The organism is Campylobacter canis, from assembly GCF_045504005.1.
GTDB lineage: Bacteria > Campylobacterota > Campylobacteria > Campylobacterales > Campylobacteraceae > Campylobacter_A > Campylobacter_A canis.
In genome coordinates this window covers 110,006-132,083 of the sequence record NZ_JBJJXH010000004.1, presented here as the reverse complement: position 1 = coordinate 132,083, position 22,078 = coordinate 110,006, and the positions used below count along the sequence as shown (strand labels likewise).

Here is a 22,078-nt window from a genome sequence, read left to right as displayed (position 1 = left end):
TAAGCCTAGTTTTTATTTAAGCAGTTTAGATCCTCAAAGGCTACCATCAAACGATTAACCATACTCTCTTCGCCGCATCTTAACCATTTGCGCGGATCATAGTATTTTTTATTCGGCTTATCTTCGCCTTCAGGGTTTCCGATCTGTCCTTGCAGATAGGCTCTATGCTCCAGCTCATATCCTCTTACTCCATCCCAAAACGCCCACTGTGTATCGGTGTCGATATTCATCTTGACAACTCCGTAGCTAACGGCATCTTTGATATCTTTTAGCTCGCTTCCGCTTCCGCCGTGAAAGACGAAATTTACGGGATTTTTGCAAGAAGTATTAAATTTATTAGCAACATACTCTTGAGAATTCTTTAAAATTTCAGGTCTTAGCACTACGTTTCCGGGTTTATAGACCCCATGTACGTTGCCAAAACTAGCCGCTATGCTAAATCTATCGCTTATCTTGCTAAGCCTTTCGTAGGCAAGAGCCACATCTTCAGGCTGAGTATAAAGAAGCGCGTTATCAACTCCCGTGTTATCCACGCCGTCCTCTTCTCCTCCAGTTACGCCAAGCTCTATCTCAAGGCTGATACCCAGCTCGCTAAGCTCGGCTAGATACTTTTCGCAAGTGCTTATGTTATCTTCCAAGCTCTCTTCACTAAGATCAAGCATATGAGAGCTAAAAAGCGGAGTTGAATGAAATTTCTTATAATCGCGACTAAATTTGATAAGCTCATCTATCCAAGGAAGCAGCTTTCTAGCCGCATGATCGGTATGAAGGATTACAGGCACTCCGTAAGCTTTAGCCAGCATATGCACATGCGAAGCTCCAGCTACTGCACCCAGTACCGCAGCGTTTTGGCAGGCTTTGCCCGCATAAAACGCCGCTCCTCCGTTTGAAAACTGAATGATAACGGGTGAGTTAGCCTTCTTCGCCGATTCCAATACGGCATTTACCGAGTCGCTTCCTACGACATTTACGGCAGGGATCGCAAATCCCTCTTGCTTGGCATAGTTATAGAGTTTATTTACATCATCGCCTACCAAAACTCCCGGCTTTACTATATCTAAAACACCCATTTTACACCTCTTATTTATATTCTATTTTTGCTTTAGAGCGAAGAGCATCGCCTCTTTTTCTCATCTCGTCTCTAAATTTTTCCATCTTTAAGCCGGCTTCAATCTGTCCTTTTGCCTCGTTTAAAGGAACCGCTCCTGCAACTTTGCTATCTTCTTTTAAGATTACATGGTAGCCAAATTGCGATTGAACAGGTTTTGTAGTGATTTCGCCTTTTTTAAGTGCAAATGCCGCATCGGCGAATGGTTTAACCATTTGAGATTGACCAAACCAGCCAAGCTCTCCACCGTTAGCGCCCGAGCCTTGATCAATTGATTTTGATTTTGCAAGCTCCATAAATTTAGCCACAAGAGCGTCGCCTTTTAGATTTTTTAGTTGAGCTATTATCTCGTTTGCAGCCTTCTCGTCAGCTACTAGGATATGTTTAGCTTTAGCTTGAGCTGGGATTGAAAACTGCTCTTTATTCTTATCGTAAAATGCTTTTATATCAGTTTCGCTTACTTTGATATCATCATAAATTTTCTTCATCCATATATCAAGCATAATAGCGTCTTTTGCCTCTTCAAGAGCCTCTTTAAACTGCGCTTCTTTCTCTACGCCGCTTTTTTTAGCCTCTTTTGCAAGAAGTTTTCTGCTGATAGTCTCATCTATAACTTTTCTTTGAGTATCCGCAGGAAGTTGTTGCAAATGCACGCCTGGCATTGCGCCAAGAGTTATAGCCACATCCTTATCCTCGATATTCATACCGTCAACAGTTGCATAAACTGCTGCGTTTAGACTTACGGCCGCAGCCAAACTTAAAGCCCCGAATAAAACTTTATTCATCATGCTTATTCCTTTTTAAAAAATTTGTTTAAAATTATAGCAAGAAACTGATAAATGTTAGGTTATAATTTATTAAAAATTTTTACTAAAAGGACTTAAAGTAGCCCGATATGAGAACAAAAAAAGATATAAAAGCGATCAAAGAGCAGTTTTTACTCCATTTTAAAGACGCAAGAAGCGAGCTTAAATTTAACAATCTTTACGAGCTTTTGGTGTGCGTTATGTTATCTGCTCAGTGCACGGATAAGCGAGTAAATTTAATAACGCCTGAACTTTTTAAAAGCTATCCCGATATAAAAAGTATGGCAAACGCAAACTTGGCAAGCGTGAAAATACTTATACAAAGCTGTAGTTTTTTTAATAACAAAGCCCAAAATTTAATCAAAATGGCAAAAAGCGTAATGGAGAATTTTGGCGGTGAAATTCCGCTTAGCGAAAAAGAGCTGGTAAGCTTAGCGGGTGTCGGACAAAAGACGGCTCACGTAGTTCTTATCGAGCACAACGGAGCAAATTTAATGGCGGTAGATACGCACGTATTTCGCGTATCTCATAGGCTAGGTTTAAGCAAAGCCAAAACGCCTGAAGGAGTGGAGCTGGATCTAACAAAATCTTTCAAAACAGATTTAAACACGCTTCATCAAGCAATGGTGCTTTTTGGCAGATACACCTGTAAGGCGATTAGGCCAAATTGCGACGAGTGCTTTTTAAACGACCTTTGCAAGAGCAAGGATAAGAGAATTTAGCTTAAATTTAATTGTCTTGCAAATTTTAAAATAGCTACGGTATACAATGCTTAAAATACCGTAGCTAGGTTATTAAAGATTATTGAAAACGAGCGATTATATTTCTTACTACCTTATCCATCATCTGGACAGACTCTATCTCGCAGCGCTCATTTACCGAGTGAGGCGAGTGGATGTTCGGTCCGATAGAGCAAGCTTCAAGCCCAGGCTGCTTGCTTACTAAAATTCCGCATTCAAGCCCTGCGTGAACGGCTGAAAATTTAGCTTCAGGCTTAAATTTCTTAAGCTCTTCAAGCACTACTTCGCTAAATTCGCTAATAGACGGACTCCAGTTAGCCGAACGATCTCTTACACTAACGTCAAATCCAAGAGCATCGGCTAATGTCTTAGTCTCAAAACCTACGATATCAAGCCCCTCTCTAGTCATCGCTCTACCGAAGAAGTCAAATTCCACCAAGCCGTCTTTTTGCTTGACGGTTGAGAGGTTGATACTGTTATTTACCATATTTAGCTCGACATTATAGCTTCTTACGCCTTGCGGGAAGGAGTTAATAAGGGCTAAAATTTTACCGCTGTGAGCCAGCACCTCAGCACTATCTTCATTAAGAGCGACTACTTCTACAAGGCTGTCTGATTTTAGCTCTTGCGCGCAAAGCACCTTGCATCTTGCATTTGCAGGGATAGAGTTGCTTCTTTCGCCAAAGTCAAGGCTGATCAGCTCACAACCGTTTTCGGCTAAAAATTTGCCGATTATCTTTATGGAGCTCGGGATGTTTTTATGAATTTCATTACCCGAGTGACCACCGGGAAGTCCGGTAACGCTTACTTCATAAACTTTTCCGCTTTTTTTAACTTTTTCATCGCTTACCTTTGCGCTTACGTTTATACCGCCTGCGCAGCCTAAAGTCACACGATCATCCTCTTCGCTGTCTAAATTTAACAAATTTGGAGAAATAATCTTACTTTTAAATCCATTTGCGCCTACAAGCCCAACCTCTTCATCATTTGTAAACAGACACTCTAAATTCGCAAACTCTCTCATCGCACCCATCATCATGGCTACGCCTATGCCGTTATCTGCACCTAAAGTTGAGTTTTTAGCTCTTAAAATCCCGTTTTCTTCGATAAGCTCTAGCTTTGGAGCAGCACCTACGCAAACCATATCATAGTGGCTTTGAAGGCAAATTTTAGGATTTCCCTTGTGAGCGTGTATATTTCCAAGCTCGTCCACATCTACATTAAAGCCTTGAGATTTGGCAAATTCGACCAAGAATTCTCTCATCTGTTCTGTCTCATAGCTACAGTGAGGAATTTCACAAAGCTTTTTAAAGTCGCTCATAACGTCATTTTTTTGCATTTCTACTCCTTTAAGTTGTTTATTATCTTACCTTTATAGCCTGTTGTTGCTACCGCGTCTAAGAGTTGTTGCTCGCTTATATCTTTAAGCGTCTTAACAACTGCCGTCTTATCGCGCAAACTAGCCTTTACTTCTTTTACGCCATCTACTTTTAGTAGCGCTTTTCTAACCATAGCCGTACAAAGCGGACAGTGCATCTCCTCAACCAAAATAACAACTTTTTGATCGGCAAATGCAAAAGTGCAAAGCAAGACAAGAGCGATAAATTTACGCATAGATAGCTCCCAAAACTTCAGGATATGATAGCAAAATAAACACAAAAACAGCTAAAAAAACGTATATCAAAAGCCATTTTTTGCCCGTTTTTTTAAGTGAACAACTTCTATCTTTTTTAAAAAAATAAAATATAGAAAGAGTCAAGCAAACAAGAGCAAGAATACTTAAAATCCCTCTAAATTCGCTTAGCTGCTCGGTAAAACCAAAAAGAGTAAATGTAGATCCAAATATCAAAAAAACAAGTGCCGGCAAGCAACAAAGTGTAGCCGCAAAGGCACTTATTATCGAAGCGATAGCTAAAAATACACTTCTCAAGCTTTTAACTCTTGTGCGGTATAGTCGTAGCTAAATTCTTTTGGCGAATAATAATTTGCCGTATTTCCGTCAGTTTCCGCATACGGATAGCCGAAGTTGTTTAGCGGAATCTGCTCGGGCTCTGGCTTTAAGATGAAGTCGCGTCCGTAGTTAAAGCCTACCCAGCACATCTCCCAGTTACCAAAGAGATATTCGCGAATTTTGCTTAGCCTCTCATCGCTATTGCTTAGCTTTTCGCCCAGACGCACTTTAGTAACATCGGCAGGATCTACGGGTATCCAGCCGTATCCCTTAAGATAAAATTCCGCCCTGCAATGCTGTCCGCCTGAAATTTTAGCAAGTCCGTTTTCATCCGCCTTGCCCATCTCTTTTGAAAATCTGCTTTGACCGACTCTTATGCCAAAAAGCTCTCTAGCAGGTATGCCAACCGCTCTGCAAAGCCCTACGAAAACGGAGTTTATATCGGTGCATTTGCCCACGAGCTTTCCGCTTTCAAGTATCGCCTTTACATCTCCTAGACCGCATCCTATGACGCTATTATCGCGCTCCATAGTATTTGCCACCCAAGTATATATCGCTTTTGCCTTTTCAAGATCGCCGTTAATTCCCTTTACGATCTCTTCGGCTTTTTGCTTTACTATGCCTGTATTTGGAATTTGTTTGGTAGGTTTTAAGAAAAACTCAACTTCAGGGCTAAGTTTTTCGTTTTCGTTGAAATTTACCTTGCTAAAATCGGTATTTCTCTCCTGTGTCCGAACACGAAATTTAAGCTCTAAATTCGCATCTTTTTCGTTTTCGTTAAAGCCCGCATAAAGCGTAGGTATCACAAGATCTGAGATATAGTATTCTTTTGCGTTTGTCGATACATCATAGTTGCTTACCAGCTGCTGATATTCGTTACCGACAAGAAGCGGAACCCAAAGCCTGCTAAGCTTACCCTGCTCTTTTAAACTATGCTTTAAGCTAACGTCAAAAATTCTATTTTTGTTAGGCGTCTTAATCGCCTCACTATTAGCTAAAACAACATTAGGCGCAAAACTAGCCGCACCGACAACAGCACTAAATTTGAAAAAATCACGTCTTTGCATGAAAATGCCTTGTATAAATATAGTTGCACCGCAACTCTTAAGAGGTATTTTACTTGCTAATTACTAAAATTCGTTTGAAATTTTTATACTACTTAAATGCTATAAATGTGGCGAAATTTGCCCACCTAAACAAGCACTCCACACTCTTAAATCCCGCATTTAAAGCAAGTTCTCTGTTTTCGGCTTCCGTATAAGGGATAAGCACGTTTTCAAGAGCTTCTCGCTTTTGAGCGATTTCGAATTTAGAATACCCTTGATTTAGCTTGTAGTTTTCGTAAATTTCGATGATATTTTTACTTAATGTCTTATCTTCAAATATCATCTTTTCGCTAAAGACGAAAATTCCGTTTTCATTTAGGCTCTCATAAATTTTGCCTACGAATTCCTGTCTTTTTATAGGGCGGATAAACTGCAAAGTATAGTTCATCAGCACCGCATCTTGCACACCTAAATCGCACTCCAAGATATCGGCAAGCTCAAGAGTTATATTTGCGCCATAAGCTCTTATCTTGGCGTTTGCATTTTCAAGCATGGCGGCTGCGTTATCTATACCACGCAAATTTAGATCATTTCTCGCCTCATAAAGCCTTAGCAAAGTAGAAGCCGTAGAGCAGCCAAGATCAAGCACAAAAGCTTCTTTTTTTAAGGTTTTTACAAGAAATTCGACAATGAGACTTTGGGCTATATCATAGTGCGGAACCGAGCGGTTTATCATATCGTCAAACACGCTAGCGACCGCAGCGTCAAATTCAAACTGCTTTTTTATCGGCTCTTTAAAAATTTCATCTCTCATCTTTGCGCCACGCCCCCTCTTATCATCTTGTCGTCTATATACAGATCACAGGTTCCTACGAATTTAGAAGCCTCGCTTATGTCGAATTTAATCTGCGCTTTTAAACTGCTTAAATCGGCAAATTTCATATTTCCGCGAAGTCGCTTTATAAAGCATACCGCCACGTGGCTTGCGTTTGATATATTTTCGTTTATGACGTGAGTTTCTACGCTAAATTTGCCGTCCGTGCTTAAGCGATTTCCGATAAAAGTTACCGAACCGTAAGTCTTATAGCCTATTCTGGTTCTAGTTGCATAAACGCCCTCGATAGGCAAAAGATAGTTTTTCACGTCCAAATTTAGAGTCGGTACAAGCTCTTTTTGCCCTATTCCTTGACCTTTGATCACATCTCCTTCGATTGAGTATTCGCGCCCTATTAAGAGATTTGCCTCGTAAATTTGCCCCTGCCTTATAAACTCTCGAATCGCAGAGCTATGCACGCCCATACCCTCAAAGCAAACTTCCTCTACGATATCAACCTCACCGTCAAAAATTCGCCTCAAATCATACTTATCCCACGCCCTGTTTCGACCAAATCTAAAATCAAACCCCACGACTATCTTTTTTAAATTTTTAAAATCTCTTTTCAAAAGAGCTATAAATTCATCTCCGCTAAGCCCTTTTATAGCGTTAAAATCATACAAAAAACACGGATATCTCGAGTATTCGGCGCGCTTAAGCTTTGGAGTGATGTTTGCCTTGTTTTTATCTATGACGACAAGCCCGCCAAATTCGCCTAAGCGATTTAAAAGCTCCCTGTGCCCGCGATGCACCCCGTCAAAATGCCCGATAGCAACGGCGGTGATATTATCCTTTGTTAAAAGCGTAGAAAAATTCGGCATTTCCTTCCTTTCCTCTTACTTCGCACTGCCGACACTCCCGTAATACCAAGCCCAAATTTGCAGCCGCAAGCTCAAATTTCGCTCTTGCTCGCGATAAAGCCTTGGCATCGGTTACGACTCCTTTTTTATTGCGCTTAGCTTCACGCCCCACCTCAAACTGAGGCTTAAAGAGTATTATTATATCCTTTTTGGCGACCTTTAAAATATCGGGCAAAATTTGCACTACCGAGATGAAACTCACATCGCAGGTTACTACGTCAAATTTCATATTTTCATCTTCAAATTTAGCCTCACGGGCAAATTCTCTTATGTCGGTATCTTCTTTCACCTCAACCCTGATATCGTTTTTTAAGCTCTCATCAAGCTGGCTATTGCCCACGTCAAGCGCGGTTACTCTACCGGCTAGATTTTGAAGTAAAATTTGCACGAAGCCTCCCGTGCTGCTACCGATATCAAGAGCGGTTTTTCCATTTAAATCAAGCCTGTAATACTCTAAAAAGCTCTTTAACTTAAGCGCTCCTCGCCCGACGTAAATCTCTTCAAGCAAATTTATACTATCCTCGTTGTTAACTTGCGAATTCGGCTTGGTTTGAGTCTTGTTATTTAATAAAATTTTGCCCGATTTTATGAGCTCGCTAGCTTTATTTCTGCTGATATTTAGCTTTTGCGCCGCAAACAGATCAAACCTCATCACAACCCCTAAAACCGGCTAAATTTAACCTCAAAGCATCTCCATAAGCTCTTCTTCGCTTATCACTCTAACGCCAAGCTCAAGCGCCTTATCAAGCTTGCTTCCTGCCTCGCTTCCTGCTAAAACAAAATCGGTCTTTTTAGAAACCGAGCCTGAAACTTTAGCGCCGTAAGCTTCCAAAATAGCCTTAAATTCATCTCTACCCTTACTAAGCGTGCCTGTTATCACAAATATTTTACCGCTTATATCGCTTTGTTTAACTTCAAATTTCTCAAATTTCGGAGTTACAAAGCTTAAAAGTTCTGTTAAATTTGATCTATTTACCTGCATAAACTCCACATAGCTCTCAGCCATCGCGTCACCAAAACCGTCAATACTCATAAGCTCCTCATAGCTAAGCTCTAGCCACTTGTCGCCAAACTGCCTTGCTATCTTCTTAGCCGCAACCTCTCCGATATGCTCGATACCAAGACCGGTTATAAAGCTATGTAAATTCGGAGTGCGCGCGATATTAATAGCATTTAGCAAATTTGAAATTTTCTTATCCTTAAAGCCCTCAAGACTTGATAATTCATTTGCACTAAGCCTGTATATATCGGCTATTTTATTTACAAATCCCGCTTCAAAAAGCTGATTTACGATAGCTTCGCCAAGCCCGTCGATATTTAGACATCGCTTTGAAGCGTAGTGAATGAGCGAGTTTATGACGCGTGCCTTGCACTCTAAATTTTGACACTTGATAAAAACCCCTTCATCAAGCAGCATAGTACCGCAAACCGGGCAGTTATGCGGACGCTCTATCGGCGTTTCGCAGCCGCTTCTGCGCTCTTTAAAGACTCCCGTTATCTTTGGTATCACATCGCCTGAGCGGATAATGCTTATAAAATCGCCTTTCATAACGCCAAGGCGCTTAATCTCATCGAAGTTATGAAGAGTGGCTGATTTAACCTTAACGCCGTCGATATTTACCTCATCAAGCACGCCAACTGGCGTTACAACGCCGCTTCTTCCAACTTGAAGCGCCACATCAACAAGTCTTGTCGTCTTTTCAATCGCAGGAAATTTGTAAGCGACCATAAATTTTGGAAATTTTTCAGTGTATCCAAGCTCGTTTGAAAAAGCTACGCTATCAACTCTTACGACCATTCCATCCATCATAAAGGGCTTATCTTCGCGCAAATTTAAAAGCTCATTGTAAGCGGTTTTTATCTCTTCAAGATTAAAGCAAATTTTAAAAAATTCCTCACGCTCAAAGCCAAGAGAATAGATAAACTCCATGATCTCAGAGTAGTTTTTAAGCCATAAATTTTGCGCTCCATAGCCCCACGGACGAAACTGAAGCCGTCTGCTTGCCGTTATCTTACTATCAAGCTGTCTTAGGCTTCCAGAAGCTGCATTTCTAGGGTTTGCAAGCTGAGGTTCGCCTCTTTGCATGCGGGCTAAATTTATCTCGTCAAAATCGCTTTTTGAGATTACAACCTCGCCGCGAATTTCGATCTTGCCGCTATAAGCGATAGTTGTCGGGATATTTTTAATAACCTTTGCATTAGTCGTTACATCTTCGCCTGTTATGCCGTTGCCGCGAGTTATGGCGCGTTTTAGCTCGCTGTTTTCGTAAAGAAGATTAAGGCTGGCTCCGTCAAATTTAGGCTGGATAACAAATTTTTGCCCGAGCTTATCGCCACGATTTAGCCAAGCTACCAGCTCTGCTTCGTCAAATATATCCTCCATGCTCCACATACGCTCGATGTGATCAGCCTTTATAAAGCCCTCGCTTACCTCGCCGCCAACTCGCTTGGTCGGCGAAAACATCGAAATTTCAGCAGGATTTGCACGCTCAAATTCAAGCACTCTGTGATAAAGCTCATCATACTCCTCATCAGTCGCGATCGGAGCGTCATCTTCATAATACGCCTTCGCCCACAAATTTAGCATATCAACGCTTTTTAGATACTCTTTTTTATCCATTTTGGCTCCAAAGGCTTAAATTTCTCATTGCTTCATCCATCTTAAACATCTGCACATGTTCGCTCACATCGTGTGTTCTGATTATGCTTGCGCCGTTTTCAAAGGCTTTTTGATGCAGATACAAACTTCCCGGAAGTCGCTTGCTAACATCGCTTGGACTATAAAAATTTATGACGGACTTTCTGCTTGCACCGACCAAAAGAGGCAAGCCAAAGTGCAAAAAATGCTCCAAATGCTTTATCAAAAGTAAATTATCTTGCGGCGTTTTTCCAAAGCCGACACCGACATCAAGCACGATATCTTCGCATCCCAGCTCGCGCACTTTAGCGATTTTATCCGCAAAAAAGCTATCTATATCGCCAAGTAGATCATTATAATGCGGACTTTCTTGCATATTTTCAGGACTGTTTTGCATATGCATGAGGCAGTACTGTACGCCGTACTTAACGGCAAGGATAGCTAAATTTGTATCTGCCGTTATGTCGTTTATCATCTTAAAGCCGTGATTTAGGGCGTATTCAAGGCAGTATTCATCAAAGCTATCAAGGCTAAATTTCGCCTTTTCATGCAAATTTAGGCGGTAAATTTCAGCCACGATATCCTTAAGTCGTTCAAACTCGACTTTAGCGCCTACGTATTTACTGCCCGGACGCGAGCTAACCGCGCCCACATCGATATACTCAGCACCTTCTGTTATCATCGCTTCTATCTTTTTTATACCGCTTTTTGTATCTACTCTGCTTTGAGCGTTAAAGCTATCTTCATTTACATTTACAACGCCCATAATTTCAGCCCTGGCTGGCTTTTTAAAGCTTGATTTTAAAAATTTAGCCAAATTTTTAAGTCCAAAATCCTGCACAGCTTCTTTTTTTGCAAGCTCTTTTATCTGTGCATCGGTTGCGATTAAAAGCGCAGTTGAGTTCTCGCCGTTTAAAATCGTATCTTTATGCGTTACAAGCTCGGCTCCTATGCTAAGCGCGTCTTGTTTTAGTATGTTTGCAGCAGGCGATCGGATATCTTTTAAAAGGAAAAAATTTAGATTCGCCTTTTTTTTCATTATCACCTGACCTTCTTTGCTTGGGCTTATAAATTTGCAAATTTCATCAAAATTTGTGTCTTGATTTATCTTAAAAATTTTCACTTTCGGCCCTTTTCATATATCATCAGCAAAATCGGCGTTAAAAGCGAGTGTGATTTTGTATTTAACTCCGCAAGCTTAACCGCCTTGTAAAAATAGCTTAGCTCGTCTTGGCTAAACTTAACTCCCGCTTCGCTAGCCTCTAGAGCAATTGAGGAAATCAGCTCCTTTAGCTCGTTTTTACCGAGCTTGTCGGCTCTTTCAAGTTCGATTTGTTCGTCTATGAAGCGATAAATTTCTTTTAACTCAAGGCGAGCGAAATTTAACCCGCTTTTTATACGTTCTTTTTTTATAAGCCTATTTTCAGTGATTAGACGTGAGCGAATCGTTTGAAGTAACATGTTTTTAGATTCGCAAGCGATTATAAATTTAATATTTCTAGGAGGCTCTTCTATGATTTTAAGGAGTGAATTTTGCGCCTCTATGCGAAAATTTTTAGCCATCACGACAAGCAATTTCTCGCTATTTTCTGCGATATAAGCCTCGGCTATGACCTCTTTTGCATTTTCAAGCAAGAAATCTTCGGTTATAAAAAATCTTAAAAAATTTGGATCATAAAGCCTTAAAAGCTCCTCCTTTAAAGCTTCAAAATCACTCGTGATAACGATCTTGCTATGCATGAAATCTAAAGCATCACTTTAGCAAAGAGCGCCGCATCAATGCTTTTATCAAAAAGTTTATAAAGCGATAAAAGCTTGATATCCAAAAGCTCGTCGCTTGAGCTTAGATAAAAGCTGTTTTGCGCCTGCTCGTCAAACAGCCACATGTAGCTGTCATCCTTGCCTTTGGCTATCTGCGCGCTTTTGTCGTTGCTTTTTCCGACATAAAAGAGAACATATCCATTTGGAAAAGCAAGGCTTAGCATGTCTAAAAGCAGTGAAATTTCCTCTTTTGAGCTAATAACATCAAAGGAAGGATAGATAGCTCTAAGCGACATAAACGGCAATATCGGGCGAGAATTTGTAGGCTTGTTTATATTTTTAAGAAAATATCTCTCAAACCAGCTTCTGTCATGATCGGTTATCATGATAAAGGTTCGCCCTTCAAGCAAAAATTTAAGCTTGGATGCAAGCAGAGGCGTCCATTCCGTGCGCCTTTCTTCCATCCAGCTCATTAGCGATCCTTGTTCTCTGATCGCTTCCAACGTCCACTTTATAAAATCGCTCATTTATCCAGCTTATATGCTTGATGTAGTGCGCGAACTGCCAGTTCTCCGTATTTTTGATCGACAATAACGGAAATTTTTATCTCACTTGTCGAGATCATTTGTATATTTATGCCCTCATCCGCAAGCGTTCTAAAAGCAAGCGAAGCTACGCCGCTGTGGCTTTTCATACCTACTCCGACTACGGAAACCTTGACTATATTTTCGCTGTATTCTACGTGTTTTGCCGCGGCTAATTTATCCACGCACTCTTTGGCTACCTCAAGCTCGTTTTGAGGCACCGTAAAGCCTAAATTCGTAGTTCCGTCTTGCCCTACGTTTTGGATTATCATATCGACATTTATATTTTTTTCAGCAAGAGCCGAGAAAATTTCAGCAGCTATGCCCGGCTTATCCACGACACCTCTTAGAGTAACTCTTGCTTGGTTTTTATCAAGTGCTATACCGCTTACTAAAACTGCTTCCATATTCTCTTCCTTTGTTATTAATGTTCCTTCGTTGTTATTAAAGCTACTTCTTGTAACTAAATTTACGTTTAATTTTTTAGCCAGCTCAACCGAGCGATTTTGAAGCACCTTAGCTCCAAGACTTGCAAGTTCAAGCATCTCGTCATAGCTTATCTTATCAAGCTTTTTGGCTCTACTTTCTATCCTAGGATCGGTAGTATAAACTCCATCCACATCAGTGTAAATTTCACACAGATCGGCATCCAAAGCTCCTGCTATGGCAACTGCGCTTAGATCGCTTCCGCCACGTCCTAGCGTGGTTACATTTCCATTTTTATCTATACCTTGAAAGCCCGCTACTACTATTATCTTGCCCTCTTTTATCTCCTCTTTCATCCGACTTGTGTCTATCATTTCGATTCGCGCTTTAGTATGCACTTCATCGGTAATGATGCCAGCTTGCCTGCCCGTTAAGCCGACCGCCTTATAGCCCATATTATTGATAGCTATCGTAAGAAGTGCGCAGGTAACGCGCTCGCCTGAGCTTAAAAGCATATCCATAGCTATATCATCAGGATGCTTGGTGAAGTGCTCTGCGTATTCGATTAGTTGATTTGTTACGCCACTCATTGCCGAAACTACGACTATGACATCAGCACCGCTTTTTTTAGTCTCTATCACTCTTTTGGCGACCGATTCTATCCTTTCAAGCGTTCCTACACTCGTGCCTCCGTATTTTTGAACGATTAGCATTAGATAAATCCTTTCTCTTTAAAATATCCCATTACCTTGCTATAAATCGGCTTTTTAAAATGGTTTATATCGTTTAAAGCCTCTTTGGCATGGACGAATTTATATTGATTAAATTCCGGAATTTTGGTTTTGATATCTATTTTAGCACCTGCTTTTAGCTTTACTAAAAAGTATTTTTGAGTTTGTCCGTCATAAGGGTATCTCTTGGCTTTTAAGACGTTTGGCGGGAAGTCGTAACTAAGCCACTCCGGATACTCGCACAAAATTTCAACCTCATTTGTGCCTATCTCTTCTTTAAGCTCTCTTAAAAGCGCCTCTTTAGGGTTTTCCCCCTCGTCGATTCCTCCTTGAGGAAACTGCCAAACACCTTGCAAATCACATCTTTGAGCTATAAAAACCCTACAATCAAAAGGATATGTAGCAGCCAAAACAACGGCGGCGACATTTGATCTGTAGCTTTTTTGCATAAACTAAACCTAAAATAAAAATTTTGTTAGATTTTAACTTAAAAGAGTTTATATGAAGCTTTAAAATCGCCATTTTCAGCTATCGCAAGGAATTTAAAACGAGATTTGTTACAATTGCGAAAATTTTAGATTAAAGAGGATCATGCTTTTATACATACACATTCCATTTTGTGAAAGTAAATGCCCTTACTGCGCATTTGGTTCCGTTACGGGCAAGCAAAACCTAGTAAGCGATTATTTTCATTCGATGATAGTTGATTTGCGCACGCAAATTAAGAAATTTAATGTTGCTCAAGGCGAGATCGAAAGCGTTTTTATAGGCGGCGGTACTCCAAGTGCTGTTAGTGCGGAATTTTACGAGCCGTTATTTAAAGAATTAGCTCCATTTTTAACTTCAAACTGCGAGATAACCAGCGAAGCCAATCCAAATTCCGCAGATTTAACATGGCTTAAATTTATGCGCTCACTTGGCGTAAATCGCATGAGCTTCGGAGCTCAAAGCTTCTTTGAAGACAAGCTTAAATTTCTTGGTCGCAGCCACGATTCCAGGCAGGTTTACGAAGCCGTCCAAAATGCCAAAATCGCAGGCTTTAAAAATATCAATGTAGATCTTATTTATGGCACAAAATTTGACACTAAAAAACGCCTATTAACGGAAGCTCAAAATATCAAAAATTTAGACATTTCACATGTTAGCGCGTATTCTTTAACGCTTGAAAAAAATACTCCGTTTTATAAAAAGACAAGCTATCAAAAAGACAGCCCAAGACTTGCTAAATTTTTAATAAACGAGCTTGAAAACATAGGTTTAAAACAATACGAAATATCAAATTTCGGTCAAATTTGCAGACACAATCTTGGCTATTGGCAAGGCAAAAACTATCTTGCCGTAGGAGCTTATGCGGTTGGTTTTATGAAGAATGTTAGATTTTACGGAAGTGCAAATTTAAGCCAATATATCAAAAATCCCATTAGTAAACAGACCGAATTTTTAAGCAAAGACGAGTTGCAAACGGAACGAATTTTTCTTGGAGCAAGAAGCGTAGTCGGTATAGACGCCCTTGATCTAGCACCGCTTCAACTACAAAAAGCTGAAATTTTACGCAAGACAAGAAAGCTTAACTTCAAAAACGGGCGATATAAAGTTAAAAATTTCTTGTTGGCCGATGAAATTTCTTTGTTTATAATCGGTTAATTTATGCAAATTTGAGATAAAACCTGATAAAATGCCTGACTTAAACTAAAAAATCAGGATAAAAAATGTTTGGTATGAGCCTACCTGAAATCATCATGATAGCCGTTATTGCAGTGCTTTTCTTGGGGCCTGAAAAGCTTCCTCAAACCATGGTCGAGATAGCGAAATTTTTTAAAACATTCAAAAAAACCATAAACGACGCTAAGGCGAATTTCGATCAAGAGATAAAAATTCAAGAGCTAAAAGAGGATGCCAGAAAATACAAAGAGAGTTTTACCCAAACAACCCAAAGTGTACGCAAAAAACTTACCTTTGAAGAGCTTGACGAGATCAAAAAAGGAGTTAGCGACGTTACGGGCGGGCTTAGCGAAAATTTAAATTCAATCAAAAAAGATATCGAAAGTATAAAAAATCCAAAAGAGATGATAAAAGATAAAATTTTAAACTCAAGCACAGAACAAAAATCCGAAGCAAAAGGCGATGATAGCGTAACTGCAATAAAATCCGAAGAGAAAAAAGAGGTGTAATGTTTGAAGAGTTAAAACCACATTTAGTAGAGCTTAGAAAGAGGCTTTTTATAAGCGTTATGAGTGTAATCGTGATGTTTGTAGTATGTTTTAGCTTTTGGAATCCAATCCTTGCTCTTATGACCGCTCCGCTTAAAAACGCACTTCCCGCAGGAAGCAACATCATCTTCACTCAGGTGCAAGAGCCGTTTTTTACTGCGATGAAAGTCGGGTTTTTCTCGGGATTTATGCTCTCTTTGCCGGTTATTTTTTGGCAGTTTTGGTTATTTGTAGCACCGGGACTTTACGAAAACGAGAAAAAATACGTAATTCCGTTTGTCCTATCGGCTACTTTTATGTTTCTCATGGGGGCTGCGTTTTGCTATTACGTAGTGATTCCTATCGGATTTAACTTTCTTATAAATTTTGGCGGACAGTTATTTACCGCACTTCCTAGTATCGGTGAGTATGTGGGGTTTTTTACTAAGCTTTTAATAGCTTTTGGCATAGCTTTTGAGCTTCCCGTCATTACCTTTTTCTTGGCAAAACTTGGGCTTGTAGATGATGCGATGCTTAAAAATTCATTCAGATACGCGATAGTTATTATATTTATCTTCTCAGCCATCATGACTCCTCCTGATATCATCAGCCAGTTTCTAATGGCGATTCCGCTCATCGGACTTTACGGACTATCGATATTTATAGCCAAAAAAATAAATCCTGCCAAAATCGAAGAAGAAGAGAAGCAAGAGCCAAAGAAGAAGCATGTCGTAGAAGAAGACGATGATGAAATATACTACAATGGCGACTGATATCAACGCACTTTGCAGCTATGATTATCACTTGCCCGCCGAACTCATAGCAGATCGCCCCACTCTGCCCAAAGAGGATGCGAAACTGCTTGTTTATGAGAGGGAAAAAGATAAAATTCATCATCTTAAATTTAAAAACCTTCATGAAATTTTACCCCAATGCGATATCGTCTTTAACGATACTAAAGTGATAAAAGCTAGAATTTTAGGACACAAGGATAGCGGCGGGGCAAGCGAAGTGCTACTTAACGCTGCGCTTCACGATGATAAATTTAGCGTTTATATACGTGGCAAGGTAAAAGCCGGAACGCAGATAAAATTTGACGCGAATTTAAAGGCTACGGTTTTTGAAATTTTTGAAGATGGAACAAGGGTTGTTAAATTTAGCCAAGATGATAAAATTTTAAGCACAAACGAGCTATTTGGTTTGCTTGAAAAGATCGGACATGTTCCGCTTCCGCCTTATATAAAAAGAGCCGATAACAAAGACGATGAGAGCTGGTATCAAAGTATATTTGCAAAGCATCACGGTGCAGTCGCAGCTCCTACGGCAAGCCTGCACTTTAGCGACGAGATGATAAAAGAGCTTAAAAAAAGCCATGATATAAGCTTTATAACCCTTCATATAGGCGCGGGAACCTTTAAAAGCGTGGAGAGCGAAAATATAAACGATCATAAAATGCACGGAGAATTTTATGAAATTCCAAGTCAAACTCAAGAGCTTATCAACTCAAATAAACCGATTTTAGGCATCGGAACGACTGTTACAAGATGCATTGAAGAGTTTGCAAGAAGCAAAAAACCTAGCGGAATTTGCAAGCTGTTTTTAAACCTTAACAACAAGCCAATTCGCCAAAACTACTTGCTTACAAATTTTCACCTGCCAAAATCAACGCTAATCATGCTCGTAAGTAGCTTCATAGGGCTTGATAAGACTATGCAAATTTATCAGACCGCCATAGAAAACAGATATAAATTTTACTCTTACGGCGATGGGATGCTTATAATATGAATATCAGCTATCTTTTTATAGTCTTATTTTTTGTTTATATTACTGCCTTAGCAATCTATTTTTTGTTCTCAAAAGGATTTGGTAAAACCATTAATTATAAACGAATAAAAATATCCGAGAAACAGGAAGAGTATTTTACTCACTTTGAAAAAAATAGACCTAGGCAGACAGATCTATTAAGTAGCCTATTTTTTTTGATGTACTCTATTCACGAGGACGGAAAAAAGAATTGTAATTATGTTATTTTCGACTATAACATGAACTATCCTAGAATTTTTAATATAGACTCCTCAAATATTATTAAACTAACCGATGCTATGGCTCAAATAATGCTACTTAATACATCGGAATCAACTATAATTATAAAATTTCTATTAAGTAGCTACCATAAAGAGCATGTTAAATTTACAATTTCGATTTGGTCCGACAATAATTTTGCAAAAGACTATAGGACGGCAAATATGATCCATGTTAAAATGAACAAAGAGAGTCGAAAATTTTTAAACCTGGCAAGAAAACTTGCCGTTCAAAATCGATCCGACATTAAATTTGACTTTGACACAGCAAATTCTATTAAAATTTCCACAAATATCACAATGCAATTATCAGATACAAAATCAAACACTCTAGATAATGTAAAAATAAACAAAAACAATAATATAAAGGCTTTAATAGCAGAAAACAACTCTCACGCTTTCAAAATACTAAAAAAAGACTTGGAGCTTATAGGGGTAGAGGTAAAGCCAAGCGGAGATTGGAGAATCATTAAACGCCATATAGAAGACGTTATTTTTAATCCAGATATAGTGTTTATACAATCAGCTATAATTAATACCGCCGCATTTAAAGAGATAGAGTCTTTTTTTGTAGATAAAAACATAGCTATGGTTATAATAAAAAATAACAAGTACCAATACAAGCTAGACTCTAAAATTTATATACAATACCTGCCTCAGCCTTATACGCCCGATGTTTTAATTAATATCTTAAACAATATACAAAACTACCGCTTAAGCGGTAAACGAAATACACTTATAACTTTATAAATTCAAATAGCGCTTTAAAATAATCATCGCGGCTATACTATCAAGCCTTCCGTCTTTTGCGGAACTTTTATGAATTTCGCTTGCCTCAAAGCTGCTCATGGCTTCATCTACATAGACTATCTCGCCGCTAAAATTTAGAAGTGATACCAAGTGGCTTATGCGCCTTCTCATCTCATCTTCGCTACTTCCGCCAAGAGGCACTCCTACGACTAAAGTCTTTGCGTTAAGCTCTGATAAAACGGCACTCACGTCGCGAGCCGCTTGATTGCGATTTTTTCTTAGAATCGGCTTTTGAGGCATTACTACACCACCTACTCCAAGCGCTACGCCTATGCGTTTTAACCCCACATCTATAGCAACTACGCTCATGCCAAACTCACTCTAAGTCCTGATATGACAAGCTTTCCAAATAGTTCATACTCATAAATTTTATCTCCGAATTTAGCCAATGCTTCATCCAAATTCGCTCCATTTTTGCAAAAATCCAAAATTTCATCTTTTGCTTTAGGCAAATTCGTTGTAAATTTAGAGGTAAATTCATCAAAATCATTTATAAGCTCGGCTTTGCCACAAGCCAAAAGCTCATTTGTGCCATCACTTTCGCCAAGTCGCTGAGGCAAGACGTAAATTTTAACTCCAAGCTCTTGAGCCATCCTTGCACTTTGCATGGAGCCGCTTTTAAGATCGGCTTGCGCGACAACCAAAGCCTTGCTTAGCGCTACAACTATTCGGTTTCGTTCCAAAAACCTATGCGCAGCAGCAGGAGTAGAGAAATCATACTCGCTTAAAGCAAGGCAAGAGCCGTAAATTCGCTCTATGGCTTTTAAATTCGCTCTTGGATAGACTATATCAAGTCCGTTGCCAAAAACGGCTATCGTGTTTGGAAAGGCTCCTTCATGAGCCTTGATATCCACACCCAAAGCCGCTCCGCTTACTACGCAAATTCCGGAATTTGAGAGAGTTTTAGCTAAATTTAAAACGCAGTTTTTGGTATATACGCTTGCTCTTCTTGAGCCCACTATCGATACCATTGGAAGCTTTAAAAGCTCTAAATTTCCCTTATAATAAAGCTTTTTTGGAGGTTTTTTAAGTCTATTTAGCTGAGGAGGAAGCTCACTTAAAAAATTCACAAAATATCCTTTAGATAAACAACCTCTACATCTTTTAGTATCTCTGAGCTGTTTTTCAAAACATCCATAGTGTTTTTATAAGGATGTCCTATAGCTATAGCTCTACTATGCTTCTTGGCAAGCGCAACGGCGTATTTTAGCTGCTTTGTTATAGCGGCCTTGCTGTCTTCGTGATCTAAAAACACATCCCTTGAGATATAGGGCATGGAGTGCTTTTTGGCTGCGGCTGCGACTTTTGTATTGGCTATCGTTTTACTATCGACAAATATCAAATTCTCATGTTTAACAGCTCTCATAAGCCTATCCATGGCATCAAAATCGCTTGTAAATTTACTGCCTGTATGGTTGTTTATATATATCAAATTAGGAAAATCGCGCTTAATCGCCTGAAGTCGGTTTAAAATTTTCTCATAGCCGTCATCCACTCTTAAAGTATCTATCTCCTCACCTTTAAAATTTTTAGCCTGAAGCGGCAAGTGAATCATATGAAAGCTGAATTTTTTCGCAAGCTTTGGGGTATCGGGATGATCTTTAGTGGCAGGGAAAAACGACGGAGTAAGCTTTAGTTTGATTGATTTTATCGCATCTACTTGATGTTTGTGAGCAACATCGTCTATTATGATTACCAGCTTTGGTTTGCCAAATTGCTTCTTTGTGCCGTTTAGCACCTGAGCTTTACTGGTATCTAAAGAGGATTCGGGCTCTTTTGTCTTCCTTTGAGGAGGTTGCTTCTTGGGCACTTCACCAACTCTGCGCTCATCTTGCTTGGCTCCGTCTTTATCAAACACTTCTATATGTATAGAGCCTTTTTTAGCAGGCTTTTCATCAGGAATTTCAGGTGGATAAAATTCTTGTTGTTCTTTAGGAGCTATTTTTGTCTCCGGTGTGCTGCTATCTATTTCATTTAAAGTACCGTCTTGCTTGACAGCTTCTGATTTTATCTCCGGCTTTACTTCGTTTTGAGTTTTAGGTTTTATCTTTGGCTCAACACTGATTTTAGGCTCGATTTTTGATTCTGTTTTAGGCTCAAATTTGACGGCAGGCTCTTTTGCCGGTGGGTCTTTTTTGACGCTTTGTTTATCAAGATACTTTTCTATTTTTTTTATAGTGTTTTGGCTATCTTTATTTGAGTAGATATAAGACAAAGCCGCGTAGGTAAGAGCTCCTACGATAAGGCATACGATAATGATTTTAAGATAACCCCAAAAAGCGCTCTTTTGCTCTTTTTTCTTAACGCTTTTAGTATTTTTAGCTACGGTGCGCTTTTTGGTAGTTTTTTTCTTTGTTTTAGGACTCAATTTTAATTTTTGCTTTGATCTACGATTTTACCTGCGCTTATCCAAGGCATCATAGCTCTTAACTTCTTGCCGGTTTGATTAAGCAAGCTTCTTTCGGCAATTCCGCGCTCGGCATTCATTCTTACGTATCCCGCTTTGCGCTCAAGGATGAAGTCTTTTGCAAATTTGCCGTTTTGAATCTCTTTTAAAATTTCCTTCATAGCCTTTTTACTGTCTTCGTTTACGACTCTTGTTCCGCTTACATAATCGCCATACTCGGCAGTATTTGAGATAGAGTAGCGCATATCCGCCATTCCGCCTTGATACATAAGATCAACGATGAGCTTTAGCTCGTGAAGACACTCAAAATAAGCCATCTCAGGCTCATAGCCCGCCTCAACCAGAGTTTCAAAGCCTGCATTTACCAATGCACAAAGTCCACCGCAAAGCACAGCTTGCTCGCCAAAGAGATCGGTTTCGGTTTCGTCTTTAAACGTAGTTTCTATGATGCCAGTTCTTCCTCCGCCTATAGCGCTTGCATAGCTTAAAGCAAGCTCTTTTGCTTGTCCTGAAGCGTTTTGCTCAACCGCTATCAGATCAGGAATTCCACCGCCTTTTACAAATTCGCTTCTTACGGTATGACCAGGCGCTTTTGGAGCTATCATTATGACATCAACTCCTTCAGGAGCTTTGATCTGTCCAAAATGAACGTTAAATCCATGTCCGAAAGCTATCGCATTGCCCTCGCTTAAATTTGGTTTGATCTCGTTATAAAAAATTTCAGCTTGCATCTCATCTGGAGTTAAAATCATAATCACATCGGCCATTTTTGAAGCCTCACTAACGGTTTTTACCTCAAAGCCTTTGGCCTCTGCTTTAGCCCAGCTTTTTCCGCCCTTTGCAAGACCTATTACTACTTTTACGCCACTATCTCTTAAATTTTCAGCGTGTGCGTGTCCTTGGGATCCAAAGCCTATCACGGCAACCGTCTTACTTCTAATAAGACTTAAATCGCAATCTTTATCATAGTATATATTTACCGCCATATTTTCTCCTTTGAGATAAAATTTGCGAGATTATACAATCAACCAACTCAAATGTCACTGAAACAAAATCAAATTTACGA

The 22,078-nt window shown here is 39.6% G+C and carries 25 protein-coding genes; 6 read left to right on the top strand and 19 right to left on the bottom strand.

What is annotated here, in order from left to right; all coding sequences use genetic code 11:
• Positions 1 to 5 precede the first annotated feature (5 nt).
• Together fbaA and ACHJH3_RS05495 are read right to left on the bottom strand one after the other, a co-directional pair.
• Positions 6 to 1,070 (bottom strand): class II fructose-bisphosphate aldolase, encoded by a 1,065-nt coding sequence (gene fbaA, locus ACHJH3_RS05500; RefSeq protein WP_407063918.1) that lies wholly within the window; start codon positions 1,068 to 1,070, stop codon positions 6 to 8.
• A gap of 10 nt (positions 1,071 to 1,080) precedes the next feature.
• Positions 1,081 to 1,893: a peptidylprolyl isomerase gene (locus ACHJH3_RS05495; RefSeq protein ID WP_407063995.1), complete on the bottom strand. Its 813-nt coding sequence runs from the start codon at positions 1,891 to 1,893 to the stop codon at positions 1,081 to 1,083.
• Positions 1,894 to 2,003: 110 nt separating this feature from the next.
• Here ACHJH3_RS05495 and nth point away from each other — a divergent pair, with 110 nt between their 5' ends.
• A complete protein-coding gene (nth, locus tag ACHJH3_RS05490) occupies positions 2,004 to 2,636 on the top strand; it encodes an endonuclease III (RefSeq protein WP_407063917.1) in 633 nt (210 codons plus the stop codon).
• A gap of 79 nt (positions 2,637 to 2,715) precedes the next feature.
• Here nth and ACHJH3_RS05485 read toward each other — a convergent pair whose 3' ends face one another.
• From ACHJH3_RS05485 to ACHJH3_RS05425, 13 genes are all read right to left on the bottom strand, one after another.
• A complete protein-coding gene (locus tag ACHJH3_RS05485; protein WP_407063916.1) occupies positions 2,716 to 3,993 on the bottom strand; it encodes a M20/M25/M40 family metallo-hydrolase in 1,278 nt (425 codons plus the stop codon).
• Positions 3,994 to 3,995: 2 nt separating this feature from the next.
• Positions 3,996 to 4,268, bottom strand: a complete 273-nt coding sequence (locus tag ACHJH3_RS05480; RefSeq protein ID WP_407063915.1) for a heavy-metal-associated domain-containing protein — start codon at positions 4,266 to 4,268, stop codon at positions 3,996 to 3,998.
• Positions 4,261 to 4,584, bottom strand: coding sequence for an aryl sulfotransferase (locus ACHJH3_RS05475; protein ID WP_407063914.1), 324 nt, complete (start codon positions 4,582 to 4,584; stop codon positions 4,261 to 4,263). The genes ACHJH3_RS05480 and ACHJH3_RS05475 overlap by 8 nt, the downstream gene beginning before the upstream one ends.
• On the bottom strand, positions 4,581 to 5,672 hold the full coding sequence (locus ACHJH3_RS05470; RefSeq protein WP_407063913.1) for a transglutaminase domain-containing protein: 1,092 nt from the start codon (positions 5,670 to 5,672) through the stop codon (positions 4,581 to 4,583). Before ACHJH3_RS05470 ends, ACHJH3_RS05475 begins: the two co-directional genes overlap by 4 nt.
• Positions 5,673 to 5,760: 88 nt before the next feature.
• A complete protein-coding gene (cmoA, locus tag ACHJH3_RS05465; protein WP_170018441.1) occupies positions 5,761 to 6,465 on the bottom strand; it encodes a carboxy-S-adenosyl-L-methionine synthase CmoA in 705 nt (234 codons plus the stop codon).
• Complete coding sequence (locus ACHJH3_RS05460; protein ID WP_407063912.1) at positions 6,462 to 7,346, bottom strand: bifunctional riboflavin kinase/FAD synthetase; 885 nt, start codon at positions 7,344 to 7,346, stop codon at positions 6,462 to 6,464. Before ACHJH3_RS05460 ends, cmoA begins: the two co-directional genes overlap by 4 nt.
• On the bottom strand, positions 7,312 to 8,037 hold the full coding sequence (gene tlyA / locus ACHJH3_RS05455; RefSeq protein ID WP_407063911.1) for a 23S rRNA (cytidine-2'-O)-methyltransferase TlyA: 726 nt from the start codon (positions 8,035 to 8,037) through the stop codon (positions 7,312 to 7,314). The genes ACHJH3_RS05460 and tlyA overlap by 35 nt, the downstream gene beginning before the upstream one ends.
• A gap of 30 nt (positions 8,038 to 8,067) precedes the next feature.
• The gene (ligA, locus tag ACHJH3_RS05450) at positions 8,068 to 10,005 is read right to left on the bottom strand and encodes an NAD-dependent DNA ligase LigA (protein WP_407063910.1); all 1,938 of its coding nucleotides are present in this window, start codon (positions 10,003 to 10,005) and stop codon (positions 8,068 to 8,070) included.
• The gene (gene folP, locus ACHJH3_RS05445) at positions 9,998 to 11,146 is read right to left on the bottom strand and encodes a dihydropteroate synthase (RefSeq protein ID WP_407063909.1); all 1,149 of its coding nucleotides are present in this window, start codon (positions 11,144 to 11,146) and stop codon (positions 9,998 to 10,000) included. Before folP ends, ligA begins: the two co-directional genes overlap by 8 nt.
• On the bottom strand, positions 11,143 to 11,763 hold the full coding sequence (locus ACHJH3_RS05440; protein ID WP_407063908.1) for a DNA polymerase III subunit delta': 621 nt from the start codon (positions 11,761 to 11,763) through the stop codon (positions 11,143 to 11,145). Before ACHJH3_RS05440 ends, folP begins: the two co-directional genes overlap by 4 nt.
• Before the next feature lie 5 nt (positions 11,764 to 11,768).
• Positions 11,769 to 12,311: a HobA family DNA replication regulator gene (locus ACHJH3_RS05435; protein WP_407063907.1), complete on the bottom strand. Its 543-nt coding sequence runs from the start codon at positions 12,309 to 12,311 to the stop codon at positions 11,769 to 11,771.
• The gene (locus ACHJH3_RS05430) at positions 12,308 to 13,507 is read right to left on the bottom strand and encodes an aspartate kinase (protein WP_172197646.1); all 1,200 of its coding nucleotides are present in this window, start codon (positions 13,505 to 13,507) and stop codon (positions 12,308 to 12,310) included. Before ACHJH3_RS05430 ends, ACHJH3_RS05435 begins: the two co-directional genes overlap by 4 nt.
• Positions 13,507 to 13,974 (bottom strand): RNA pyrophosphohydrolase, encoded by a 468-nt coding sequence (locus tag ACHJH3_RS05425; protein WP_169942334.1) that lies wholly within the window; start codon positions 13,972 to 13,974, stop codon positions 13,507 to 13,509. The genes ACHJH3_RS05430 and ACHJH3_RS05425 overlap by 1 nt, the downstream gene beginning before the upstream one ends.
• Positions 13,975 to 14,116: 142 nt before the next feature.
• Between ACHJH3_RS05425 and hemW the strand changes: the two genes are divergently transcribed.
• The 5 genes from hemW to ACHJH3_RS05400 all read left to right on the top strand — a co-directional run bounded on the left by hemW (position 14,117) and on the right by ACHJH3_RS05400 (position 18,545).
• Entirely contained in the window at positions 14,117 to 15,169 is a 1,053-nt protein-coding gene (gene hemW, locus ACHJH3_RS05420) for a radical SAM family heme chaperone HemW (RefSeq protein WP_407063906.1), read from the top strand.
• Positions 15,170 to 15,234: 65 nt separating this feature from the next.
• Complete coding sequence (gene tatB, locus ACHJH3_RS05415) at positions 15,235 to 15,696, top strand: Sec-independent protein translocase protein TatB (protein ID WP_407063905.1); 462 nt, start codon at positions 15,235 to 15,237, stop codon at positions 15,694 to 15,696.
• On the top strand, positions 15,696 to 16,487 hold the full coding sequence (gene tatC, locus ACHJH3_RS05410; protein ID WP_407063904.1) for a twin-arginine translocase subunit TatC: 792 nt from the start codon (positions 15,696 to 15,698) through the stop codon (positions 16,485 to 16,487). The genes tatB and tatC overlap by 1 nt, the downstream gene beginning before the upstream one ends.
• On the top strand, positions 16,462 to 17,499 hold the full coding sequence (gene queA, locus ACHJH3_RS05405) for a tRNA preQ1(34) S-adenosylmethionine ribosyltransferase-isomerase QueA (RefSeq protein ID WP_407063903.1): 1,038 nt from the start codon (positions 16,462 to 16,464) through the stop codon (positions 17,497 to 17,499). Before tatC ends, queA begins: the two co-directional genes overlap by 26 nt.
• Positions 17,500 to 17,960: 461 nt before the next feature.
• Complete coding sequence (locus tag ACHJH3_RS05400) at positions 17,961 to 18,545, top strand: hypothetical protein (RefSeq protein ID WP_407063902.1); 585 nt, start codon at positions 17,961 to 17,963, stop codon at positions 18,543 to 18,545.
• Here the strand turns inward: ACHJH3_RS05400 and ruvX are convergent.
• The 4 genes from ruvX to ilvC are packed head-to-tail and all read right to left on the bottom strand — an operon-like array spanning position 18,540 to position 21,998.
• A complete protein-coding gene (ruvX, locus tag ACHJH3_RS05395) occupies positions 18,540 to 18,914 on the bottom strand; it encodes a Holliday junction resolvase RuvX (RefSeq protein WP_407063901.1) in 375 nt (124 codons plus the stop codon). The two genes, ACHJH3_RS05400 and ruvX, sit on opposite strands and share 6 nt — an antisense overlap.
• On the bottom strand, positions 18,911 to 19,675 hold the full coding sequence (gene dprA, locus ACHJH3_RS05390) for a DNA-processing protein DprA (protein WP_407063900.1): 765 nt from the start codon (positions 19,673 to 19,675) through the stop codon (positions 18,911 to 18,913). Before dprA ends, ruvX begins: the two co-directional genes overlap by 4 nt.
• A complete protein-coding gene (locus ACHJH3_RS05385) occupies positions 19,672 to 20,973 on the bottom strand; it encodes a divergent polysaccharide deacetylase family protein (RefSeq protein WP_407063899.1) in 1,302 nt (433 codons plus the stop codon). The genes dprA and ACHJH3_RS05385 overlap by 4 nt, the downstream gene beginning before the upstream one ends.
• A 2-nt stretch (positions 20,974 to 20,975) precedes the next feature.
• Positions 20,976 to 21,998 (bottom strand): ketol-acid reductoisomerase, encoded by a 1,023-nt coding sequence (gene ilvC, locus ACHJH3_RS05380; protein WP_407063898.1) that lies wholly within the window; start codon positions 21,996 to 21,998, stop codon positions 20,976 to 20,978.
• Positions 21,999 to 22,078: the final 80 nt, after the last annotated feature.

Coding starts and splice junctions, on each gene's coding strand:
- fbaA (WP_407063918.1), bottom strand. CDS start 1,070: ATGGGTGTTTTAGATATAGTAAAGCCGGGAGTTTTGGTAGGCGATGAT.
- ACHJH3_RS05495 (WP_407063995.1), bottom strand. CDS start 1,893: ATGAATAAAGTTTTATTCGGGGCTTTAAGTTTGGCTGCGGCCGTAAGT.
- nth (WP_407063917.1), top strand. CDS start 2,004: ATGAGAACAAAAAAAGATATAAAAGCGATCAAAGAGCAGTTTTTACTC.
- ACHJH3_RS05485 (WP_407063916.1), bottom strand. CDS start 3,993: ATGCAAAAAAATGACGTTATGAGCGACTTTAAAAAGCTTTGTGAAATT.
- ACHJH3_RS05480 (WP_407063915.1), bottom strand. CDS start 4,268: ATGCGTAAATTTATCGCTCTTGTCTTGCTTTGCACTTTTGCATTTGCC.
- ACHJH3_RS05470 (WP_407063913.1), bottom strand. CDS start 5,672: ATGCAAAGACGTGATTTTTTCAAATTTAGTGCTGTTGTCGGTGCGGCT.
- cmoA (WP_170018441.1), bottom strand. CDS start 6,465: ATGAGAGATGAAATTTTTAAAGAGCCGATAAAAAAGCAGTTTGAATTT.
- ACHJH3_RS05460 (WP_407063912.1), bottom strand. CDS start 7,346: ATGCCGAATTTTTCTACGCTTTTAACAAAGGATAATATCACCGCCGTT.
- tlyA (WP_407063911.1), bottom strand. CDS start 8,037: ATGAGGTTTGATCTGTTTGCGGCGCAAAAGCTAAATATCAGCAGAAAT.
- ligA (WP_407063910.1), bottom strand. CDS start 10,005: ATGGATAAAAAAGAGTATCTAAAAAGCGTTGATATGCTAAATTTGTGG.
- ACHJH3_RS05440 (WP_407063908.1), bottom strand. CDS start 11,763: ATGCATAGCAAGATCGTTATCACGAGTGATTTTGAAGCTTTAAAGGAG.
- ACHJH3_RS05435 (WP_407063907.1), bottom strand. CDS start 12,311: ATGAGCGATTTTATAAAGTGGACGTTGGAAGCGATCAGAGAACAAGGA.
- ACHJH3_RS05430 (WP_172197646.1), bottom strand. CDS start 13,507: ATGCTAATCGTTCAAAAATACGGAGGCACGAGTGTAGGAACGCTTGAA.
- ACHJH3_RS05425 (WP_169942334.1), bottom strand. CDS start 13,974: ATGCAAAAAAGCTACAGATCAAATGTCGCCGCCGTTGTTTTGGCTGCT.
- hemW (WP_407063906.1), top strand. CDS start 14,117: ATGCTTTTATACATACACATTCCATTTTGTGAAAGTAAATGCCCTTAC.
- tatB (WP_407063905.1), top strand. CDS start 15,235: ATGTTTGGTATGAGCCTACCTGAAATCATCATGATAGCCGTTATTGCA.
- tatC (WP_407063904.1), top strand. CDS start 15,696: ATGTTTGAAGAGTTAAAACCACATTTAGTAGAGCTTAGAAAGAGGCTT.
- queA (WP_407063903.1), top strand. CDS start 16,462: ATGAAATATACTACAATGGCGACTGATATCAACGCACTTTGCAGCTAT.
- ACHJH3_RS05400 (WP_407063902.1), top strand. CDS start 17,961: ATGATCCATGTTAAAATGAACAAAGAGAGTCGAAAATTTTTAAACCTG.
- ruvX (WP_407063901.1), bottom strand. CDS start 18,914: ATGAGCGTAGTTGCTATAGATGTGGGGTTAAAACGCATAGGCGTAGCG.
- ilvC (WP_407063898.1), bottom strand. CDS start 21,998: ATGGCGGTAAATATATACTATGATAAAGATTGCGATTTAAGTCTTATT.